The sequence below is a fragment of the Sphingobacterium multivorum genome (assembly GCF_900457465.1).
Classification (GTDB): domain Bacteria; phylum Bacteroidota; class Bacteroidia; order Sphingobacteriales; family Sphingobacteriaceae; genus Sphingobacterium; species Sphingobacterium multivorum.
The window spans coordinates 109,022-130,973 of the sequence record NZ_UAUU01000011.1 but is presented as its reverse complement, the minus strand read 5'-3'; the positions used below and the strand labels follow the sequence as shown (position 1 = coordinate 130,973).

Annotated in this window: 19 protein-coding genes, 4 tRNA genes and 1 pseudogene; 11 read left to right on the top strand and 13 right to left on the bottom strand. The window is 38.1% G+C overall.

Annotated features, from left to right (window positions below; all coding sequences use genetic code 11):
• The first annotated feature begins 432 nt into the window (after positions 1-432).
• Positions 433-503, top strand: a tRNA-Cys gene (locus tag DTA23_RS17510).
• A 33-nt stretch (positions 504-536) separates the two neighbouring features.
• Positions 537-716, top strand: coding sequence for a hypothetical protein (locus DTA23_RS17505; protein ID WP_046671880.1), 180 nt, complete (start codon positions 537-539; stop codon positions 714-716).
• Positions 717-798: 82 nt separating this feature from the next.
• Here DTA23_RS17505 and DTA23_RS17495 read toward each other — a convergent pair.
• Positions 799-1,496: pseudogene (locus DTA23_RS17495) on the bottom strand (copper homeostasis protein CutC).
• Between the two features lie 159 nt (positions 1,497-1,655).
• Positions 1,656-2,639 carry a hypothetical protein gene (locus tag DTA23_RS17490; protein WP_146753109.1) on the bottom strand — a complete coding sequence of 328 codons (984 nt, stop codon included), beginning with the start codon at positions 2,637-2,639 and terminating at the stop codon, positions 1,656-1,658.
• A gap of 285 nt (positions 2,640-2,924) precedes the next feature.
• Here DTA23_RS17490 and DTA23_RS17485 point away from each other — a divergent pair, with 285 nt between their 5' ends.
• Positions 2,925-3,344: a hypothetical protein gene (locus tag DTA23_RS17485; protein WP_070562989.1), complete on the top strand. Its 420-nt coding sequence runs from the start codon at positions 2,925-2,927 to the stop codon at positions 3,342-3,344.
• Positions 3,345-3,389: 45 nt separating this feature from the next.
• Positions 3,390-3,683, top strand: a complete 294-nt coding sequence (locus DTA23_RS17480) for a Smr/MutS family protein (protein ID WP_070562992.1) — start codon at positions 3,390-3,392, stop codon at positions 3,681-3,683.
• Between the two features lie 39 nt (positions 3,684-3,722).
• Here DTA23_RS17480 and DTA23_RS17475 read toward each other — a convergent pair whose 3' ends face one another.
• The 3 genes from DTA23_RS17475 to DTA23_RS17465 form a co-directional block, all read right to left on the bottom strand.
• A complete protein-coding gene (locus DTA23_RS17475) occupies positions 3,723-4,703 on the bottom strand; it encodes a 3-keto-disaccharide hydrolase (RefSeq protein ID WP_070562993.1) in 981 nt (326 codons plus the stop codon).
• Positions 4,704-4,767: 64 nt separating this feature from the next.
• On the bottom strand, positions 4,768-6,537 hold the full coding sequence (locus DTA23_RS17470; RefSeq protein WP_070562996.1) for a hypothetical protein: 1,770 nt from the start codon (positions 6,535-6,537) through the stop codon (positions 4,768-4,770).
• Positions 6,538-6,582: 45 nt separating this feature from the next.
• Positions 6,583-6,915, bottom strand: a complete 333-nt coding sequence (locus DTA23_RS17465) for a hypothetical protein (RefSeq protein ID WP_112375513.1) — start codon at positions 6,913-6,915, stop codon at positions 6,583-6,585.
• A gap of 121 nt (positions 6,916-7,036) precedes the next feature.
• Here DTA23_RS17465 and DTA23_RS17460 point away from each other — a divergent pair, with 121 nt between their 5' ends.
• Together DTA23_RS17460 and DTA23_RS30485 are read left to right on the top strand one after the other, a co-directional pair.
• Positions 7,037-8,143, top strand: coding sequence for an IS5 family transposase (locus DTA23_RS17460; RefSeq protein WP_218565404.1), 1,107 nt, complete (start codon positions 7,037-7,039; stop codon positions 8,141-8,143).
• Positions 8,106-8,384 (top strand): transposase, encoded by a 279-nt coding sequence (locus DTA23_RS30485; RefSeq protein ID WP_370445156.1) that lies wholly within the window; start codon positions 8,106-8,108, stop codon positions 8,382-8,384. Before DTA23_RS17460 ends, DTA23_RS30485 begins: the two co-directional genes overlap by 38 nt.
• On the opposite strand, the gene DTA23_RS17455 is transcribed toward DTA23_RS30485, so the two are convergent.
• The 3 genes from DTA23_RS17455 to DTA23_RS17445 form a co-directional block, all read right to left on the bottom strand.
• The gene (locus DTA23_RS17455; RefSeq protein ID WP_146753108.1) at positions 8,381-8,881 is read right to left on the bottom strand and encodes a hypothetical protein; all 501 of its coding nucleotides are present in this window, start codon (positions 8,879-8,881) and stop codon (positions 8,381-8,383) included. The genes DTA23_RS30485 and DTA23_RS17455 overlap by 4 nt on opposite strands.
• A gap of 406 nt (positions 8,882-9,287) precedes the next feature.
• Positions 9,288-9,938: a GIN domain-containing protein gene (locus DTA23_RS17450; protein WP_070563002.1), complete on the bottom strand. Its 651-nt coding sequence runs from the start codon at positions 9,936-9,938 to the stop codon at positions 9,288-9,290.
• A 10-nt stretch (positions 9,939-9,948) separates the two neighbouring features.
• Positions 9,949-10,419: a hypothetical protein gene (locus DTA23_RS17445; RefSeq protein WP_139144921.1), complete on the bottom strand. Its 471-nt coding sequence runs from the start codon at positions 10,417-10,419 to the stop codon at positions 9,949-9,951.
• 166 nt (positions 10,420-10,585) lie between these two features.
• Here DTA23_RS17445 and DTA23_RS17440 point away from each other — a divergent pair, with 166 nt between their 5' ends.
• Together DTA23_RS17440 and DTA23_RS17435 are read left to right on the top strand one after the other, a co-directional pair.
• Positions 10,586-10,999, top strand: coding sequence for a helix-turn-helix domain-containing protein (locus tag DTA23_RS17440; protein ID WP_070563006.1), 414 nt, complete (start codon positions 10,586-10,588; stop codon positions 10,997-10,999).
• Between the two features lie 6 nt (positions 11,000-11,005).
• The gene (locus DTA23_RS17435) at positions 11,006-11,842 is read left to right on the top strand and encodes a DUF1835 domain-containing protein (protein ID WP_070563009.1); all 837 of its coding nucleotides are present in this window, start codon (positions 11,006-11,008) and stop codon (positions 11,840-11,842) included.
• 271 nt (positions 11,843-12,113) lie between these two features.
• Here the strand turns inward: DTA23_RS17435 and DTA23_RS17430 are convergent, their stop codons facing one another.
• On the bottom strand, positions 12,114-13,433 hold the full coding sequence (locus DTA23_RS17430; RefSeq protein ID WP_070563014.1) for an ATP-binding protein: 1,320 nt from the start codon (positions 13,431-13,433) through the stop codon (positions 12,114-12,116).
• Between the two features lie 121 nt (positions 13,434-13,554).
• Entirely contained in the window at positions 13,555-14,355 is an 801-nt protein-coding gene (locus tag DTA23_RS17425; protein ID WP_070563017.1) for a type IV toxin-antitoxin system AbiEi family antitoxin domain-containing protein, read from the bottom strand.
• A 201-nt stretch (positions 14,356-14,556) separates the two neighbouring features.
• Here DTA23_RS17425 and DTA23_RS17420 point away from each other — a divergent pair, with 201 nt between their 5' ends.
• The gene (locus DTA23_RS17420; protein ID WP_070563020.1) at positions 14,557-17,526 is read left to right on the top strand and encodes a DEAD/DEAH box helicase; all 2,970 of its coding nucleotides are present in this window, start codon (positions 14,557-14,559) and stop codon (positions 17,524-17,526) included.
• Between the two features lie 318 nt (positions 17,527-17,844).
• Here the strand turns inward: DTA23_RS17420 and DTA23_RS17415 are convergent.
• Positions 17,845-17,918: transfer RNA gene (locus DTA23_RS17415), tRNA-Pro, on the bottom strand.
• Positions 17,919-18,252: 334 nt separating this feature from the next.
• Positions 18,253-18,326 (bottom strand) — tRNA-Pro (locus tag DTA23_RS17410).
• A 435-nt stretch (positions 18,327-18,761) separates the two neighbouring features.
• Between DTA23_RS17410 and DTA23_RS17405 the strand changes: the two genes are divergently transcribed.
• A complete protein-coding gene (locus tag DTA23_RS17405; protein ID WP_070563022.1) occupies positions 18,762-21,137 on the top strand; it encodes an ABC transporter permease in 2,376 nt (791 codons plus the stop codon).
• 45 nt (positions 21,138-21,182) lie between these two features.
• On the opposite strand, the gene DTA23_RS17400 is transcribed toward DTA23_RS17405, so the two are convergent.
• A tRNA-Pro gene (locus DTA23_RS17400) sits at positions 21,183-21,256 on the bottom strand.
• Positions 21,257-21,598: 342 nt separating this feature from the next.
• On the opposite strand from DTA23_RS17400, the gene rplS reads away from it, so the two are divergent.
• Positions 21,599-21,946, top strand: coding sequence for a 50S ribosomal protein L19 (gene rplS / locus DTA23_RS17390; protein WP_046671854.1), 348 nt, complete (start codon positions 21,599-21,601; stop codon positions 21,944-21,946).
• Positions 21,947-21,952: the final 6 nt, after the last annotated feature.

Genomic DNA, 21,952 nt, shown 5'->3' with positions numbered 1-21,952 from the left:
CTTTCTTCTTTTATCACTTAATCTCATAATTTCCTGTATGAGATTTATTACATTCCCATTTGCAATATCTATTCCAAAATCCATAAGCCTTTAATTTACAAAGTAAAACATCACAAAAAAGTATCTTTTCACGATTTAGCATTGTCCTTTAAAAGATACAGTGATTGGCGTATTATTTCAATCTGATGGCGAGCTGCAAGGGATTCGGTGTTTGATTTTACCGAGGAAAGTGCTTTATCAAAAACGTCTTGGTTATCCCAAGCTGAAAACCCTCCGGTATGTTGCTGCTGACTATCGCTCAAAGGATCACACAGCAAAATACCAGCTTGGTTTTCAGACCAATGCTTAAAAACATAAAAGTTTTATCATAAAGATTTTTTAATTCCAATTATAAGTTTTATTTTTGCAGACCTTCAAAAGGAAAAAAAATAGGGTCGGATGGCCGAGTGGCTAGGCTGAGGTCTGCAAAACCTCCTACAGCGGTTCGAATCCGCTTCCGACCTCGTTTTATTTTAAACAATAAAAATATTATCAAAATGGGAGTTACACGTTTAAAAAGAAAAGATAGAAGAAATAAAACTGTTTCACGTGTTGAAGTTCAGTTTTTGAAATTAGGAACTAACGTAGAGTTAGGTTCTAGATCAAAAATGAAAGCTAGCAACCAAATCGTTAAAAACGATGCTATCTTAAATCAATTAGCTTCAGAAGCTAAGTAGTAAGAAGAATTTAATAGCCTTTAAAGTACTACTTTAAAGGCTTTTTAATAGGTCCACCATTTGGTGGACTTTTTCTTTTGAGCTAATCCACTGTGGCCTCATCCATTCCATTGACCTGACTCTGGTTAAACCTCATCTTCGACACATGCAATTCTTTCGCTGAGCTATGTATTGCAACTGCACCAGTTTGCTCTAAAATATGAACTATATTAGCTGCATCGACACCTGCACCAGGCATAATTACAACACGGCCATTGCTTGTTGAACCAACTGTTTGAGTAATGGAGCTCCAGCTAAAGCAGAATTTTGCAGACCAGATGTCAAAATACGATCTATCCCCAGTTCAATGACATCTTCCAATGCCTGAAAAGGATCTTCCACGCGATCAAAAGCACGATGAAAGGTAACATGCATCGGACGCGCTGCTTCCACCAATCGCAAAGTATTCACTTTATCCACCGTACCATCTGCGTTCAGCATACCTATTACAACACCATCTATCCCCAATTCCTTGCACAACTGAATATCTGCTATCATTTCTAAGATCTCGGTCTCTGTATAAAGAAAATCACCTCCACGTGGCCTGATAAGCACATGAATACCAATATTTACCAGTTTCCGCACTAATTGCAACTGACCAAACGAAGGTGTAGTCCCTCCGTTTTCCAAATTTTGACAAAACTCTACCCTGCTCGCACCTCCTTGTTCGGCTTCAATTGCAGATGCTACGGAATTTGAACAGATTTCTAGTTGGTAATTTCCAATTGCCTTTTCCTTCATTATATTATATCTTAAGCTATTTTCGTTTACGCGAATAACGTAAAAAAAAAGGAAATAACCTACTCCCCTACTTATGGTCAAACTAGTATAAGCTTTAGAAAAGACTACAGTTAAAAAGATACTTTACCTTCATGGTAAATTTTGCTTCTAGACAAAGATCTACAACTTTAGCTTATAATGATGTAACTCTACTTTTTTCCACTTCCAATCTGGTCCTTTTGAGGTACTCATGCCACCTGACAGCTCCCTTGAAGAAGGAGGGTCTAAGAAACGCTCCCGTTTAATATAAGTTGGCAATTGGAAGCCAGGCGATGTATTTAGCGTTTCAAAACATTCCCGCGCGAGTTTCATGATGTCATTCCGATTTTCTGCATTGCTTTCAATTCGACTTCCTATATAAGATGTCGGACCATACAATTGCTCATAAATAGCAGAATCTTCAAAAGGTTTGAATTTCAGACGCATCATTATTTGTACCAATAGAGCATACAGATCATTGTCCGTTGGCGCCAGAACCAACTTATCCAACACCTTTGGTATCAACTCCCACATCATCAATTCAACCGCTAAATCTTTGGTATTCTCACCAATGAAATCGAGTGTAGGCCACATCTGGTCCATATATCGTACAACAGAATCTCTACTTCCATGCAAAGCAACCAACTGTCTATTGCTCCAATATTCCAGCGGTATGTCCCCTCGATAATAGACTCCAAATATGTATTGACCTTTCAAGCGCCCCAAGGAACCACAATTTTGCATCTCAAACTCAGGTGCAAGCATACAGTAACTAAACATATCACGCGTATTTAGCGTTTTAAATGTTTGTATCGAAAGAGAATTCCATAAAGCAGGATAACGTTCCCTATCCATACTATCCTCTCCTGACACCAATCTATACACGTAATAGTCTTTCAGTAATATTCGCAAGATTGCTTCACGACCACCTAGGGGATAATTTATAGACTTAATCTTCCCCATTCTTCCGAGATACCTGGGCAACTGATCGTTTATAAATTTTGTAGAATCTTTCAGCTTATATTGGCCATGACACATGGGCAAGCTGCATACCAATAGCAATGCTAAAAAAAGGACATAGGACATCCTCTTCTTAAAGAAATCAACAAAACTAGATGCTAACATAGTTAATACATTTACACTGCATTGGCTGCAATACAGCATATTAAATATACTTAAAATTAAATAGTATTAAATAAATTAGGTTTCAAAAAAAATCTACGATTTGAAAACGGGACCAAAAACCAAAAAAACTCAGTTCCGTTTTAAGCTCAGTCTCTTCTTTTATATACAAAAATCATAACCGAATTTTAGAAATGTAAAACATTCGGCTGAACTATTTGTATATACCTTACATGCTTTTATTTAAATAACTAAAAACCAAGCGCATACATTTTTAAGTAAAATATCATGGCAATTATATCAAAAAACATGGAGACCCAAGAAAAGATCATCAGTACTTTTGAAGAGCTCCAAAAAGCTATATATGACCTGAAACATCAAATTGTTGAATTTGAATTGCTTTTTAATCAGGCTTGCAACAGACATATTGACTCCAATTTCCAAAAGGAATGGTTGCTGGACCGAATATCTTCACGTCATGATATGATTACACTTCGACATGATTCCATGCTGCTAATTCGGGATACTGTGTCTGCGTTCCGGGATTTCGACGGTTATTTTCTAGATCTCAAACAGCTACTCCAATCGATCGAGTTACTCATGCTCAACCATGCCGATGAGGAAGAGTATGAAATTGCAGCTATTATCAAAAAATGGTATGAAAAATTTGCCCAAGCGATTGATTTTGTTGGTGACTTAACCTATTAAGTCGCCGTTTTATTATACTTTTGCAGCATTGTAAAATATTGAGAAATGCGCAAACCACCAGCTATCGTAGACTTACACACCGATACTTTCCTTGAAGATTGGGAAGATTATTCGCCAGAGGAGCTCTTACAAGAATCCATGGATTTTATGCGATCTAATCTAGACGCAGCTATTTATTGGGAAATGAACGAAATAAAATTTATTCATGGCAAGGGAAAAGGAATGTTAAAAAAAATGGTTTTTGAAGAGTTGCAAGAGTACAAGGCTCATGGCTCCATTGAGCGCTATTACACCTCCTACCAGAATGAAGATATTGTAGTCGTTGTCATAGGGATTTAAAAAGGCTACCTTTTCAGATAGCCTTTGTATCATGTTATGCTATTTAATAGCTGGAGTAATAATCACTTTTCGGAATTCCACGGGACCATGATCCCCTTGGAAATAAATTGGTCCCGGCTCTGCCTCTTTACTATCCAAAGCACCGCCCGTTATACCAGGGATTTCTTGGTTACTGATAACAGTCTTTCCGTTTGCCACAACCGTCACTAGACGCCCTACCAATGTAATATCATAGGTCTGCCATTCTCCGGCCCCTTTGTTCACCATCTCATTTGCTGCAAGGAAACCATAGACGCCCGCAAAAAGTACGGCATTAGGATGTGCGTCTTTTGGACTATCTTCTATCTGAACCTCATAACGGCCTCTTAAATAGACACCACTATTACTTCCTGCTGGAATTTTAAATTCAACATGTAATTTAAAATCTTCAAATTTTTGCTCAGAGACCAAATTAGAACCAGATTGCGGGCTAGTCAAAATTCCGTTTTTCACCACCCACTGATTCGTTTTACCGGTAGCTTTCCATCCTGACAGATCCTTGCCGTTGAACAGCTGATTGGGCTTCCCCCATTTTACTGCAGCTGTTCGCTTCAGCTCCGGAGCACGAACACCTTTAAAGCGATATGTTTTCCCATCAGGCTCTGTTATTGTCCCTTGCAATACACCGTTTACAACCTCGCCTTCAACACTTAGATTCATCTTTCCGCCTTCCCATTGAGGTGGGATAGCAAATCTAAACTTTCCTTTCTCATAAAACACCTGCGAAACTGGCCGAGCACTTCCGGAAGTACTCACATAATGACCGACTAAAGTTCTATAGCCCGACAATTTTACCTCCAACCAAGATGGTGCAGGGGTACCATTAATATCAACTTCGATGTCCCATCGACCAATCAGCTCTTTGCCTTCTACGTCTTGTTGATAATGGATGGATTCTCCGATTGAATGTTTAGCAAAGGTTACTTGCGGTAATGCACAAGAGGCCAAAATTCCTAAAAGAAATGCCGCTTTTCTGTTCATATTATTTATGTTTATATTCTAATTGACAATAAATTTCAAGCAATTTAACTGTTTAACAGCGGGTTTACAAGGATATAATGTTAAAAAACAGAAAGAAAGCGAGAAACAAAAGACTTCGAACAAGCTTTATACATTCTTTAAGAAACCGCTCACATCGTTCGTCGTAACGATAAGCTTCATCCCTACCGACCATGGACCAACCCTGATATCGCGTATCTTTTACAGTTTGCGCAAATTCATCGAATAGCGATTTTTCTTCTTCGGTATTACGAGGAAAGATATCGTTTGGAAATTGCCATAAACTAGCACACAAACTGAACAAATGTTTTAGATTGTATTGGTATGGCGTATAGTCATAAAAATATTCTAGTAGCCCCAGACATGCTTGTTCAATAGCTTGATTATAAAGAAGCACTTTAATTTCAACCTCTTCGGATTGATCTATCGCTTTACCTCCATTGTAGAAACCACTTGCGTTATTTTCTCTTTGGTACCATTTTGTCTTCGCCTCTTTCATTTCGTCTTGAGTACGCTTTCCATTGTGTTCATGAAATTCCCACTTCAATAAATTGATCTCCATACCATAAAGCGGATCCACATATTGCAAAGACCGATGAAAGAATGGACTATTTTTGTCCAACTGTTTCTGTATTTGATCTCGAGTGAAAGAAAGGAATAAAACGGAAACTTCCAATTCTTTATTTATCGATGCTTGAATATTACCTATTGTTTCACGAATATCGTTTTCGCTAACAATTAACAAATCGAAGTAGTAATCATAAATGTCAGTATTTGAAGGTTTATTAATGCCATTGATGACAAATGATCTAGTTCGCTGACCAACTAGATAAATGCCTTGTATGTCAATTGTATTCTTCAAACAAGTAATAATCAATTCCAACTTCTTATCAGCAGCGCTTTTGTAGACATCATATTCTGGCATCATAGTATCGTTATTAGAAATGCTTCGTAGCGACTTTTCTTGACTTTCAACACGATCTTCTAATTTCTCTTTCGGATTATCGACCTCAAAAGAGTAGTTTTTAAAATTCGTCACGGAATCCTCAAACATCGTGTCTGTGATCTGCATGAAGTTTTCCATCCGTTCTTCCAGCTTCAGTAGAATATCAAGATCCACGTCAAAATCATCTTCATAGCGTGCCGCCCGATATACCCCCTCTAAAAATTGAAGCATAATTTCATCTTCTGGCTTGCCTTCTTTAAATATAGTGGCTAGTGACGGTGCTATTCTAACAAGATAACGATGGTGAGACCTGATGGAGTGCGTTGCGCGCTCCTTTCCCATGACCATAATCTCCATGCATCTATACCGCAACTCAAATACCTGATGCAGCATAAATCCTGCATGCGACAGCGAATCTCGTTCCTTGAAATAATAGTATCCTTCTTTAAACTCATTAATTTTATGATTTTCACGCGCAAATAATTCGTTTACCGACTCCAGAGTATTTTCGATGGAATGCCCTTCAGGGTATAGCTCGAATCTTGACGATGGATTTTGATAAATAAGTTTGTCTGGGTGACAGGTCATATGTAAATATAAGTTCCCATCAATAAGCTTACTTTTTACCTGAAACGCTATCAAAGTGACATGATGAAACTTCGGGAAATCCTTTAAGGACATTCTAATCTGTGGATCTAGTTCGCCGACAGATTTATGCTCCTTGTTAGATAATAGAATAACCAACTCGTAGAAAGGAACATCAACCGCATAGTAAGTGTTCAGGAATATCCGATCGATATTGTATTTGCTCGCTAGAATCAGAATGATGCTATTTAAATCAGTCTGATCATTTTTATTTGTAATTCCCATAACTTATAAAGGTTCGGTTTCATTTTCAACTTTTAGTAATTCTGTCTACTTGTCATGATCGAATATTGGCGGATTGCATATACCTTCCTTCTTGGTTCTACGTTTTCGCAGATCCAAAACGATGAGGGTTAGCACATCCAAAACTTTCAGTAGCCGTTCTCTTGTGATAATTTGCTCTTTGTTCAAATCTGTATATTTTTCGGAATATTTATCCTCTAGATAAGTCATCATCCTACATTCAACCCTGTATATTTCGTCACGTACATCAACGCCATAAAATAATTTCGACAAAGTCTTTGGAATGTTTCTTTTTCCTTTCTTGCTTAAGCTCTTCGGCTTCCAAGTTGCTATATCGGCTTCTGGAATAGGACAGCGCAAAAAGTCTATTTTGTCTCTCCTTAAACCACCTATAATTTACTGATTATTAGTATTTTGGGTTTAAAATAGCTTGTTTTTTATTGCAAGAATTTGTATCTTCGAGCTTTAAAACCTTGCAAATATGTTGGGGAAAAATCCAGAAAAGAAGCCAGAATTATTCCGCCCAATGTTGGTGGATTTTATTGACCACGAGCATGAACTTGTTCTACTTTCAGAAAAAATAGATTGGAATTATTTTGAGAAAGAATTTTCGCCCTTGTATTCCAAAGTGGGCAATCCGAGCCATCCGATTCGGTTTATGGTGGGTTGTTTGCTACTGAAACATTTGTATAATTTGGGCGATGAGACGTTGGAAAAAGCCTGGATCATGAATCCTTATATGCAGCATTTTTGTGGCAGGGTTTTCTTTGAACACGAATTTCCTTGTGACCCGAGTAATTTTGTTCATTTCCGAAAAAGAATTGGCGAAAAAGGTATCGAAAAAATCTTTGCCTACAGCGTAAGAATGCACGATGCCAAGACGAACACCTCAAATTTTGTTTTGTCCGATACTACCGTTCAGGAGAATAATACCTCTTTTCCTACCGATGCAAAATTGTGCAAAAAAGTGATCGATTATTGCAACAAAATAGCCGGAAATGAAGGCATAAAACAAAGACAACGCTACACAAAAGTCAGCAAACAAATGGTGCGCAACACCTACAACGGAAAACATCCCAAGCGGGCAAAAGCGGCAAGGAAATCTCAAAGACAGCTCAAAACCATCGCCATGAGACTGATTCGTGAATTGCAACGGAATTTTAATGCAGAACAGCAAGAATTTTATAAAGATTTAATGACATTGTACACCAAGGTTGTCACACAAAAAAGAAACGATGCCGATAAAATTTACAGCATTCACAAGCCTTTTACCCGATGTATTGCCAAAGGAAAAGCGCATAGCCAGTATGAATTTGGGAATAAGGTAGGTTTGATAACCACCGCCAACAAAGGCAAGAAAATCATTCTCGGGATTAAAGCATTTTTGCAAACTCCTTACGATGGTCACACCATAGAACCACTTTTGGAACAGATGGAAACCGGTGGTCAAAAGCTCCCAAAAGAACTCCTTTACGATAGAGGTGGCAGAGGAAAATCAGAAATAAAGGGCGTGAAAATCTCCATCCCAAGCACTCCAAGAAAAAAAGACACTGCTTATCAAAAGCAGACAAAGCGCAAAAAAATTTAGAACCAGAGCGGCAATAGAACCTATCATCGGACATTTAAAAACCGATTTTAGGCTGGCAAAAAATTACTTCATGGGAGAAACGGGACCACAAATCAATGCATTACTAGCTGCAACCGCTTGGAACATGAAGAAAATGATGGAACTACTGAAACAGAAAATTATTTTCTTATTTTATAAGATACAAATTATGCTGTTTTCTAATCCTGTTTTTAAAAATAAATTAAATAGTGGGTTTTGTTAAGGAACGACTATTTTGTCAGGGTCAAGCCAGTTTTCAGGAAAATAATCTGTTTGTAAAAACATCCATCCGGCTTGGAGCAACCACCTTAAAACATATCGCAGGTCACGAGAAGTCAATACTATGGCACCTCTTTCACAAGAACATGTGGGATATAAATACAAAATACTTTGTCTAATGTTACTGTAACTTTGTTCATAGAAAACCTCACCAGTCATTTCGAAAGGGTTTGCACTTTGATAGCCATTTATATAATCCGATCCTAAATAATCAACTATTAAGTGTTTGTTTGGTGGTGGATAACTAATCGCTGCCCAGTGGTAAGCGACATAACAAGCTTCACGTAGTTTTAAGAGTTGTTCGTAAGTTTTTAAAGATGCGTATTCGCCACAACTTTCGAAGATGGATTCCTTCTCATTTATACATCTTTTCCAATCATCTAATAAGTTCAGCCAAGAAGACAGATCCATTTCGGAGAAAAAATTCTCAAATGCGATCACAAAATTTTGAATCTCTTCTCGTGTTAGCTGAGTGAAATTATAATCGAAATGCGCTACATGATGATTGAGCTTTTCGTCTTCGCGAGGTCGATATTTTTCTAAACAGCGATAAGGATTTGGTAGCTATTGGATATCTATCCAATCCTCTTCATACTTTAATCGCTTTTTATGATGCAAAAAATAATGACATCCCTTAACCATTAAGACGATGTTATCTAAACGATCAATTATATATTCTTTTTTTGTTTCTTCTGTATTGTTTTGAGATGTGAGAATAACAAGGATGTCCCATAGCTTTTTCTTGAAAGATTCATAAGTGCCATATTGAATGGATTCAAGTATTCCTCCTTCAATTAGATACCATCGAATGTCCCACTCATCTTCCGGATTTTTATATAAGCATTATTCATAACCGACAATTTTTAATTTTTATTTTATCACCGACATTGATTTGTCTTAATGCACAGCCTTCATCTAACTGCAATATTTTCATTCTCGGATTACCCCTGTACTCCATACTGCTTTGTCCGTACAGTCCAAATTCAAGCTCATCTTCAAACCATATCGATACGTTGGCCGCGTCGTGGGCATGCACATTTCCTCCCGAAGCTTCCAGTTCTGATCCATCATAGACACTTATTTGATGCACCAAAACATACGAGATGATTGTTTCGCCGGAGATTTTTGCATACCCATTTTTTATCACGGTACAGTCGATTAAAAAAGCATCTACAGATATATTTATGCACCCTTCTCTGACGATCATGCCTAACTTCTGTAATTTGAGCGTTCCATCAGACTCTACAAAACACCTATCCAGCATCTGCAATCCTGTCAATGTTTTATAGGTAATTGTTATCTGCGGATAATAATCATGTAGCAGCAGGTAACCGTAATATTCAGGCTTTGTGTATACGACTAATTGATCGTTGAGGATAGCTGTATTTACCCAATTCGCCTTTTCTCCGCTTTCGTTGATAGAGAAAGATGGTTGTTCGCCATGTGCAAGTATAACCTTACAACGGGTTTGTATAATTAAGGCGTTAAAATCATTCATGATTTTTTAGTTAGTATTCTTGAAGTACAGAAATATCACCCGTGTGTCTATTCTTTTCAAACCAGCGTTTAAACCAGTGCTGCTTATACATATGATTATTTTTCCAAAATAGCTTCTTATCCTCGTGATCCATCCCGTCTATGGTTTCATAAATTTCTCGTTCAGCCTTTAATTCATCAAACATCTGCTTGACCTGATTTTTAGCATACAGAGGCTGGCCATACTTGCAGTTGATAAAGAACTTATTTGCTGCTTTTCGTTGTTTAGGTGTAGCTGAATTATGATGGGAATAACTTAACATCCACATAAAATCGGTTAACAGTTTCTCGACCTTGACATCCAGTATGGCACACAACATTCTGAGATTTGATGGAATATCCAATTTTATCTCTCTGACTTTACTGGAATACATTTCATCGATTTCAGCATACTTGTGATACATGTCCACGGTTACAACCTTGGGATTCTTTTTCTTCTTCATCAATTTATTTGGGTTTACACAAATGAACACAGCATCATCCACGTACCGAACCAAAACAGCTTGTATAAAACCAATAGCCCTTGTATCGTACAACGCTATCCTTGTTTTGTACCATATGAAGATATTTCGTATCTTGAACGATGAATAATTTGTTAACTTTGGATTTATGAGTACAACCAACACGACAAACCATATAGGAAGAAAAATCAGCCGCATTCGTGAACTGCGTGGTATGAAGCAGGAAGCTTTAGCATTCGAATTGGGTATAAGCCAACAAGCTGTATCAAATATGGAGCGCAATGCCGAGATTGAAGCAAATCTATTGATTCAAGTTGCTGAAGCATTAGGGGTTACTCCACAAGCTATTGAGAATTTTAGTGAAGAGGCTGTGTTCAACTATTTCAATAATTTCCATGATAATAGTGGTGCTGGCGCATATAGCACCAGTCCAACATTTACCTTTAACCCTGCTGACAAACTGATCGAAGCTTACGAGGAAAACAAAAAGCTTTACGAGCGCCTTTTGGAAGCCGAAAAATCTAAGGTGGAGTATTTGGAGAGGTTGTTGAAGGATAAGTAGGTATTCATGTCTAAAAAGGATCTGCACATCACTTTTGGTTTCTCCGGAAATGCTACACTCATTCAGAGCAAATTAATCGATGTAGAGAAAGGTGAAATTTTAGGTTTTACCGAAGCACTTAGTCTCGGACCTCTATGTGATTTGGGCGATGCGGAAGCTATTGAGAGCAGGAAGGCATGGTGGACTAACGTTTTTGGTTCTATCCAGTCTGAGGGGAGCAATAATTTTGTAGATGACAATCTAGCGCTTTTGAAAAAGGTAATCTCTTCTTCCGATCGGTATCGCCATATTTACTTATGGCTTGGTGACGATGCCAACGAAAAGATCATTATAGCACGTTTACTCTCCCACTTGAAAGAATCTTCGACACCTATTCATAAACTCAATTTCCATCATATGAATTTTAGGAACGAGAAAGGAGAAAAGCTAAATCTCCGTTCCTTACAGGTGATGCGAGAAGACAATATTGTGGAGGCTGCTAAACACTTTGAAAAGTTAAGTGAAGATGATATTCAATCCTATTCATCACTTTGGTCGCATATTCGTTCGAATGATGCAGTAGTTAATCTATTTGATGATTCAGGGAAACATTTAGCTGGCGATGAGACATTTTTTGATGCATATCTTTTGAAAAGGTGCAACGAGACACCTCAAAGGTCGGCATTGATTGTTGGCTATACACTTTGTGATATATGGGATGAATTCTATGATAGTTCCGTAGGCGATCTTTTTCTCTTTTATCGATTGAAAGAATTGGCAGATATGGGCAAGATCGAGATTTCCAATCCACATGAAGATCCTGAACGAGCGAAGATAGTATTTGATGTTAGGAAGAAAGATTAACTCTTTGATAGTAAGCTTTTAGTCTTTTTCTCCAATCTTTTAGATCCGGATTTGATTCCGCGTTCTTGTTTAAACTGCGAAGCGTAGCCGTAGCGGACATCTAACATTTTCTGAGGTTTTAGGTGCAATCATTACACTATTGTTTTATCGGCAAACCATGGGTTCAACAGTAATGCTGGTACAAACTAGTGAAAATTTTCTCTATATTGCTTTTACTTTACTATTCTCAAAAGCCCCAGTTTGACGCAATTGACGCAATTCATGACGCAATTCAATTTAAGGTATAATAAGCTCCTGCACCTTTAATTCCACTAGATTTAAATAATTTTTTATCAATCAACTCCTTGATATCTCGAGTAGATGTTTCTCTAGAAACACCTGCCAATTTCTGATAATCACTATTCGTAATCTTTCCTTTGTTCTTTGTAAATAAAACAGCCTTCACCTGTCGGCTATTCAAACCAAGCGATTCAAGATACTCCGTATTATAAATATCCTTCTTAAATACAACCCAGAAATCTGATCCCTCAACCAAGTAACTTGGCTCAGGCAATCCTTCAGCCAAACACTGCTCTGTCATCTTACTAATGCCACGGCCCCAGGATTCCACATAGCCACTACGAAAAAATGCATTTGCTATATCAGGATTATAGGGCCTCGAAGAATGACTCTTTAATAAGTTACTCACGGTCCAATTTTCCGGAAGATGTCCCTCATTCCAGATCATAAGCTTATCAGGGTATACACGAATCTGAATAGGAGTTAATCCCGAATAATCTTTATGAGCGATGGCGTTTAATAAAGCCTCACGTACAGCTTCTTTAGGATATTCATAAGTTTCATTACGATGGATCCCATCATAGCTAATTAGCGCTTTGATATACTTCGTAAATAAAAGATCGATGGTCCTTTCAACCTGTTCAAATAAGTTCCCATGAACCTCATCCTGAAATATCAAATCCGTTTCCCCTTCAAAATAACCAATCTTCACATAAGCTCCCGTCATATACTTTTCCGGATCAGGATGAAACAACAAAATAGCAGCTCGTTTCAAATAACCATTCTCAATCAACTTCAAGTTTTCAAGTAAATGCTCGTCACGGTCAATCAAACTGTCTTCAGACAAACGCTTATTCTTAAAACCACGTTGACGAAAAAAAACAAACGTTTCTTTCTTTAGATCATCAACGGATACTCGAGGAACAGCAGCTCCATCCCAACGAACACCTTTCTTTTGTAATAAAAACTTATCCAACGTAGCACCTTTCATTTCCTGTTTTGTGCTACCGCTTCGATAGTGATATTGACCTTTATAATTTACAGCATTAGGATAAGGCTCCACAATAATCTCTAAGAAATCCCCTTCAACAGTCTCATGCAGATTTACATCAACCAAAATACCCAATACATCACGCACCTTGTTCGGAATATCCTCCAACAATTTCTTAGCATCAGCTACACCAACAGTCTTGCCGCCATCATCCTTACCAATGAAAATAGTACCACCATTTGCATTTGCGAAGCCACATATCCATTTGAGATATTCATCCCTCCAGCTCTGCTTGTATTCAATATTTTGAGATTCTGCCATAATGCCTTTATGAAATTGACTCCTTAGTCAATAGCTCTTTCTGATTCAGTAACTTTTCGATGGTACCTCTGGACACTTCATTTTCCAAAGCTTTTTCTGCTATTTCCTTTTTCAGTATCATCTAGTATTGTTTATTGGATATGTCTAACAATTCCTCCCGGCTGATATTCAATCGCAATCGCCATTCTGCGACAAATTCACCTTCTTCCAATCCCTGGGGATCAAACAAATTATATTTATTTTTTACCTGCATCTTGGCAAAATCTATAAAAGGATCCATGCCTGTAATTTGTAGAAGTTCAACCAAATAGCCAATTCGTTTGGTAACCGCTATATTATTCACAGCCTTGCAATACTCGACTAATTTAGTGGGTTGCATTTGCGCTTGACTAACTGCTCGAATCAGTTCCGCATAGCCACCAGAATGTTGAGGTAGGTCAAAGCAATCGACTATTGTTTTCTCTACATCGGTTATCGGATAATGAAGGTTACCGTAACCATTGTCTATTATTCCTGTTTTTTTATTAGGTGCTATCCTAACGAATTTATAAGAAGTACCTAAGATTGACTTGTCGTTTTTCTGATTAGTCGTCTGAATAAAAACGGTATTAGAAAATTGTTCGGTCAATCCGTGCAAATTTAATGCAGACCAATACGCGACAGCACTATTTTCAGCGACGAAAGTACCGATGACATATTCGTCCCGAAAACCTTGTTTGCAAAATTTACCTTTTTCCATTCGCACAAGTAGTTCCTTGTCGACTAGATTCTCTAAGATTTCACTTAAGTTGTCAAACTTTTGTTCTAGCAACTGTTCAATTTCTGAGAATTTGAACAACTGTACTTCATAGTCATCCAGCAACTTTAAGAACCCAAGTTGGGGCTTCGTAAGATGTTCTGATATATAAACGCTGTCTGCCATATTACCTTTTGTGTTACGATAAGACCTAAAAAATGGGTCTTATCGTAACACGATTGGTAAAGATAAGTAACAATTATTCAAAAAACAACGCTTGATATCAAATCTCAATAGTCACTTTGAATAAACGAAAGTGTTCCAGATTATTAATATTTTTAAGATGTATATTCTAATTCACTTATCTTAATACCAAAATAAAAACAAGTGGAATTCACTAACGAGGACATAATCTATCTTCTCAACCTTTTTAGAGGTCGCGAAGACGTATTTGCTTTACGCTGGGAGAAGGGAAGTAAAGGCGGGTACATGCCGGCCTATAGCTATGACCCATACCATTATCGACTACATAAAGCTAATGGCGGTACTTTTCAAAGCTATGCCCACAAAAGCTACCTGCCATTGTCAGAAATAGAAATTACGAAACATCTTAACGGCCTTCAGCAGATCGGAATTTACCCACTGTTGCAAGATAACACTTCTTGGTTTTTAGTAGCTGATTTCGATAAATCCGATTGGCAACAACAGGCTTTGAAATTTCTCGAATCATGTACCGCTAAAAATATCCCTGCTTATCTTGAACGGTCCCGTTCCGGCAATGGCGCACATGTCTGGATTTTCTTTGAAAGCCCTTATCCAGCAGCCAAAAGTCGTAAGTTATTTATACATATCTTAGAAGGATGCGGTGCATTCTCGCCATTTGATAAAAGCTCCAGCTTTGACCGTTTGTTTCCAAATCAAGATTACCTGTCTGGCAAAGGTTTAGGAAATCTAATTGCAATGCCCTTATTTTCACCTGCTGTACAGAATGGCAACAGTTCCTTTATCGATCCCAAAACGATAGATCCATTTCCTGATCAAATTGCATATTTAAAAGAAATTAAAAGAGTGAGTTTGGATTACCTAGAGGAGCTGTTCAATCAAACAAGAGGAAGTAAAGAAAGCTATGTACCCGTTGTTGATGGAAAACTTAAAATCGCCCTGAGCAATTCGATCCGTATAAATAGTCACGCTATACCATTTGTACTCATCAATTTTTTGAAGGAGCAACTTAATTTTGCTAATTCAGCCTTTATCATCAAGAAAAAGTCAGGGAGAAGCACTTTCGACACGCCAAGATTTTTTAAATTAATTGAAGAAACGGAAAATGAAATCCTCATCCCAAGAGGGTTTATTGGGAAAATACTGCGATTCTGCAGAGAAACACAGGTAGCACATGACTTTGTTGATAATAGACACGAACTCCCGGCAATCCAATTCTCTTTTAATGCCGCATTGCGAAAGCATCAGACCAATGCTGTCGCCGCAGTAGAAAAAAAGGATTTCGGTGTGATCGTTGCTCCACCAGGAACAGGAAAAACTGTTATTGGCTTGAAGATTATTGCAGACAAACAACAACCTGCACTTATTGTCGTGCATCGTAAACAGCTGTTAGATCAATGGATAGAACGTATCGAATCATTCCTAGGGATACCGAAGAAAGAAATTGGGATTATAGGCCAGGGAAAAGCAAAATTGGGTGCTGATAAAATAACCGTTGCAACGATACAAAGTCTTCCAAAACATATTGAAACAATTCAGGACAAATTTGGCGCGATCTTAATCGACGAGTGTCATCATATTCCGGCGGAATCTTATCGTACCACCGTCGGAAAACTAAACAGTGTTTATTGCTACGGTCTCACAGCGACTCCTTTTCGGAAATATAATGATGATAAATTGATCTTCACCTATCTCGGTGATATCATTACAGAAATCCGACCAGAGGAAATTGAAGATTACAAAAGGGCAAATATCATCGTACGGAATACCACACTCCATGTTCCCTATAATTCTAAAACCGACAGTTTCGAAACACTTTCCCAAATTCTAATTCATGATACAGCAAGAAACCGATTAATAGTAAACGATGTATCCGCCGAGCTAAACCAAGGAAAAAAGGCAGTTATAATTACCGAAAGAAAAGAACATATCGAGACGCTGAATCTATTGCTAAAATCAAATTATGAAACCATAACGCTCAGCGGAGATGATTCAGACAGCAGTAAGAAAGCGAAATGGAAAACATTATCAGAAGGGAATTTTCAAGTACTAATTACGACAGGTCAGTATTTTGGCGAAGGTTCGGATATTCAGCATATCAGCACACTACTTTTGGCCTATCCCTTTGCTTTCCATGGAAAATTGATTCAATACATCGGTCGGGTGCAGCGATCCGAGATCAATCCAACTATATACGACTATCGGGATGTACAGATCGATTATCTAGACAAGATGTTTCTAAAACGGAATATCTATTATCGTAAAATCACCAAACAAGCTACACTTTTTGATGAACCAACGATGGATTACCAGTCTCAAATAGGTCATTTATTTACCTTAGAAAAAAGTACCAAGATACCCATTGAGGATCTATCGTTTCATTATGGCCATGTGGTCTTCACTTATAAAGTAGAAGAGATGCATACGGTTTTGGAATTTCAAATCGAAAATTTGGAGATTAGGCCTGAGTTTGAGGTATTAAAACCTTACTTTATCAAGATACTGAAATCTAAAAACATCAACGTTCAGTTAAACGCTGAATTTGAATACGGAAAACTGGTCGCGCAAATCGCTACTTCCGATGATATAGAACGAATAAATAAAGAAATTGTAGAAGGTGTGAAATTCCAGTTTCTGAACAAGGGACTATTAGGCAAGCTACCTTTGCAAAAACAAAATATTTTGACTTCAGATCAGTTACAGAATGGCGATACTGTATATCAAAACGCCGAAGAGTTACTTTCTGAAATCCTTAATTTACGAAAATACAAACACTCTCGTCAAGTTCAATTCTTAGCCGATCACCACCAGAGCAGTATTATGAAGATTAGATTCGTGCTTAGTCCCTTTGCATTTGTATTTCTTCTATCCGGAGAGAGCCAGTACCACATCATCCTTGAAACCTTAGATACGGAGGAGGCGACTTATATCTGGCACACAGATAAAAATAAAACCGTCTTGAAAGACGCTGTTGCGATGATAGATAAAGATCTGCAGATTATTCGTGAAAAAGGTAGACAGGCTTTCTTAGAAAACCATACTCCCGAAAGATTTAATCGCATCCTTCATGACTACAGCGATCCAGAAAGAGGTTTTATCCTCTGGAAAGCATTTTTGGAAGAAACCCTTCGCTGAGAAAAATAAGTTTAAGGTTTAGGTCAGCACCGTGTGCTATTGGTGGATATTTAAGTACGTGTATCATGAATCCCACTTTTCTTAACTTTACAAGCTTTAAAAAACAAGGGAAATTTGTCCGAAATATATCCAAAAATAGAAAAAGCCACTGATTACCAGTGGATTTTATCGGGGTGGCAGGATTGACTCAGCCGCACTTTCCCCAAACACCCCCCCTGAGCCTCCTACGGATCGAACCTACTAATATCTTAAAAGGTCGTACGTTCGCACCCTGCCCTGAAACAAAAAAAGCCCTAACTTTCGTTAGAGCTTTTCTAGTCGGGGTGGCAGGATTCGAACCTACGACCTCCACATCCCAAATGTGGCGCGATACCGGGCTACGCTACACCCCGAAAAGGTATCACCTTTGTTTTGTGTGGCACAAAAGTAAATTAAAAATATGTTTTTTTCAAAAATATTCTCTACATAACACCTAACAAGCTGACTTATTGTAAAATAATTTACAAAACATATAAAACACATATCGATTTCGATCCATAATAATTTTAAAAACCAGCATGACTGCCCTGAATAGCGAAGTTAACACTTGGCTAGCTAAAATAGCGGGATTGGCTGGCCCTGACTGAGTTTCCTCCGGATCAATCTAAATAACACCCTAAAGGCCGTAGGTTCGCATTCCTACCCTGAAACAAAAAAAAGCCCTAACTTTCGTTAGAGCTTTTCTAGTCGGGGTGGCAGGATTCGAACCTACGACCTCCACATCCCAAATGTGGCGCGATACCGGGCTACGCTACACCCCGAAAAGGTATCACCTTTGTTTTGTGTGGCACAAATATACGCTTCTTACAAATTATTTGCAAATGAAAAACATAAAATAAAACTAACAAGTTGTTATATTGCGACATACTCTTTGCCCTGACGATACATAGCTCTCCTTTATACATCAAATCTAATGCTATTTCGAATATTTGTCACTTCGATCAAGCGCTCACCTGTCAATTAAAATCTTTTTGACCTCCCCACTGTAGCCTGTTCGAATATGAACATGAAGTGTTCGAATCCAAACACTTTAACCACAAAAAGAAAGAATACAATCTATTGACTAAAAATACTTTAGCCCTTTGGCCGCTTTTTTGAAATTGATCCATTGAACATTTTTTTCAAAATAGAAATCAACCTATCCTTCAACGGGATTGATTACCATAAGTTCAGAATGAACACTTATAACAAAAAGTATGATAAAGACCTATTTCCAAATCGCCTGGAGAAACCTTATTAAGAACAAGGTTTTTTCCTTTATCAATATCCTTGGCTTAACAATAGGCATCACCGTCTGCGCAATGATATTCCTGTTTATCGCCAATCAGTTTAGCTTCGACAAGTTTCACAGCCAAGGTGACCGGATCTATCGGGTCATGCGTGGCTTTGACAACACCAAAGACCGCGCTCCTTATTTATCTGCACCCTATGCCACCGCCTTAATAACCGATTATCCGGATGATATCAAAAAAGCTGTACGGGTAATGCCTGCCAATGGGTTATTCTCTTTTGGCAATATCGCATTCAATGAAAAGAAACTCTTTATTGCAGATGACGATTTCTTTGAACTATTTAGTTTTCCGCTCATCAAGGGAAATCCAATGACTGTTTTAAAAAATCCAACAAGTGTTGTATTAACGGAAAAAACTGCGAAAAAATATTTTGGAGATGAGAATCCCATCGGTAAAATACTACAGCTTGATAAAAATAAACAATTAACCGTTACTGGGATCGCTAAAGATCTTCCGGTCAATTCGCATCTGGATTTTGATCTCATTATCCCCTTATCCAATTATCTCGATACCGAACCCTTTAAAGCCTGGCAAAACAACAATTTATTCACTTACATCTTACTTGACGAACATAAGGATGCTAGGCAATTGGAAAAGCAGTTTCCTGATTTCATGAATAGGCATATGAAAGCAGTTTCTACCAATATGGGCATTCATTTTGATCTTGCGCTTACACCGCTACGAGACGTCTATCTTGAATCCCACAGCGCATTTGACAGCGCAAAACATGGCGACAAAAAGGTTATTTACATTTTTCTTTCCATCGCCATACTTATATTGATTATCGCCTGCATCAATTTCATGAATCTCTCAACAATACGTGCAGTTGACCGATCAAAAGAAGTTGGTTTAAGAAAGGTACTTGGCGCTCGACGTCTTCAATTAATGGGACAGTTTATCGGAGAATCCATTTTATTAACCAGCATATCCTGCGCACTCGCCATGTGTCTGTTGCAACTACTCATGCCTGTATATAATCAACTATTGGGATACAGCCTAACAGTCCCATGGAATTCATGGCCGATCTATATTTTTTTGATTGCAGTTATCATTATAGTAGGTCTATTAGCGGGAAGTTACCCCGCATTATACCTTTCGACCTTCTCCCCTATACAGGCATTAAAAGGCAAATTGCGCTTCGGCAAGGGCGGCACACTGTTCCGACATACGCTGGTTGTATTCCAATTCAGCATATCCATTTTACTTATCATCGGTACACTGATTATCTCCAAGCAGATGAAATATGTAAAAGAACTAGGGCTCGGCTACGACAACCAACAGACTGTGGTTATTCCAATAGACAATGAAGAACTGTACAACAACCTTCGTACATTCAAAAACGAATTATCTGTGAGCAGTGATATTGCATCGGTCTCCTTTATGTCCGGTGAACCGGGCGGCTTCTTCGATAGCCACACATTCGAGGTCGAAGGAAAGAACGGTGAGAAGTGGAAGTCAAGGACAGAGTTCACTGATTTTGACTATGTAAGTACGTTGAAACTCAAAATAATAGCAGGCCGAAACTTTTCAATACAACACCCGACCGACTCCACTAGGGCTGTATTAGTCAATCGTACTGCAGCATCGATGCTTGGATTTACTCCCGAACAGGCCATTGGCAAATGGATAAAAAATACGATCCGCGATCAATCCCCCCGGACAATCATTGGTGTAATTGATGATTTTAACTTCCTATCCCTAAAAGAAAACATGGATGCATTAGTTGTTGCCCCTTCTGATGATCTAAGGGTAGCCCTTATCCGCTTAAACACAAAAGATTTCCCTGCAGCCCTAAAAACTATTAGAACCGCATTTGGGAAAGTAGCCCCATTATATCCGTTTGAATACAGTTTTTTGGACCAGAAATTCGATATGCTGTACAAAACTGATCTTAGGCAACAACGTATACTCAGTCTTTTTTCTGGATTGGCCATATTTATCGCGTGCCTAGGCCTCTATGGTTTAGCCTCATTTACGGCTGCCAAACGAAACAAAGAGATCGGAATTCGCAAGGTGCTTGGCGCTTCGGTATCGGGTGTCACTACATTACTGTCCAGAGATTTTATAAAACCCGTATTAATTGCCTTGATAATCGCCTCGCCGATCGCCTGGCTAACCATGAACAAATGGCTGGAAGACTTTGCTTACCGCATCGAGATCCAATGGTGGATGTTTGTGCTGGCGGGACTAGTAACAATAGGCATCGCATTAATTACAGTAAGTTGGCAGGCTATCCGAACAGCCATAGCTAATCCTATAAACAGCTTACGGGACGAATAAAAAGAGGATACAAAAAAAGCTCTAACTTTCGTTAGAGCTTTTAAGTCGGGGTGGCAGGATTCGAACCTACGACCTCCACATCCCAAATGTGGCGCGATACCGGGCTACGCTACACCCCGAAAAGGTATCACCTTTGTTTTGTGTGGCACAAATATCGAATCATTTTTTGACTTTGTCAACACCCTATAGAAAATTAATCACTAAACAGCTGATTGATTGCATAATATTTTTATCAAAAGAATATATTCTATTGAATTTAGCAATCAAAAACCCTTTCCATATAGCCTACAAAGGAATATTCAAAATATCTTTAGATTATCCATTTCATTTTCATATCTTTGCATCCGATTTGAATATCAGTCAATAGTTTTTTAAAAAAGTATTTTTATATTCAGAAAATAAGTCGTAATATTGCATTCCGATTTTTACAGGATATAAATCGTTAATAATTACTCGAAATCATGGATTTAGTAAAATTTGTAGAAGAACAAGCGGTAGTAAAGAATGAAATTCCCGCTTTCAAAGCTGGAGATACCATCAGCGTTCATTATAAAATTCGCGAAGGAAATAAGGAGCGTGTACAGGTGTACCAAGGTGTAGTAATTCAATTAAACAGCGAAGGTGCTAACGCTACTTTTACCGTTCGTAAAATCTCAAACGGTGTAGGTGTTGAACGTATTTTCCCTGTAAACTCACCAAACATTGAAAAAATTGAAGTAAACAGCTACGGTAAAGTTCGTCGCGCGAAATTATTCTATTTACGCGGCCTTACTGGTAAAGCTGCTCGTATTAAATCGAAAAGAATCTAATTACGA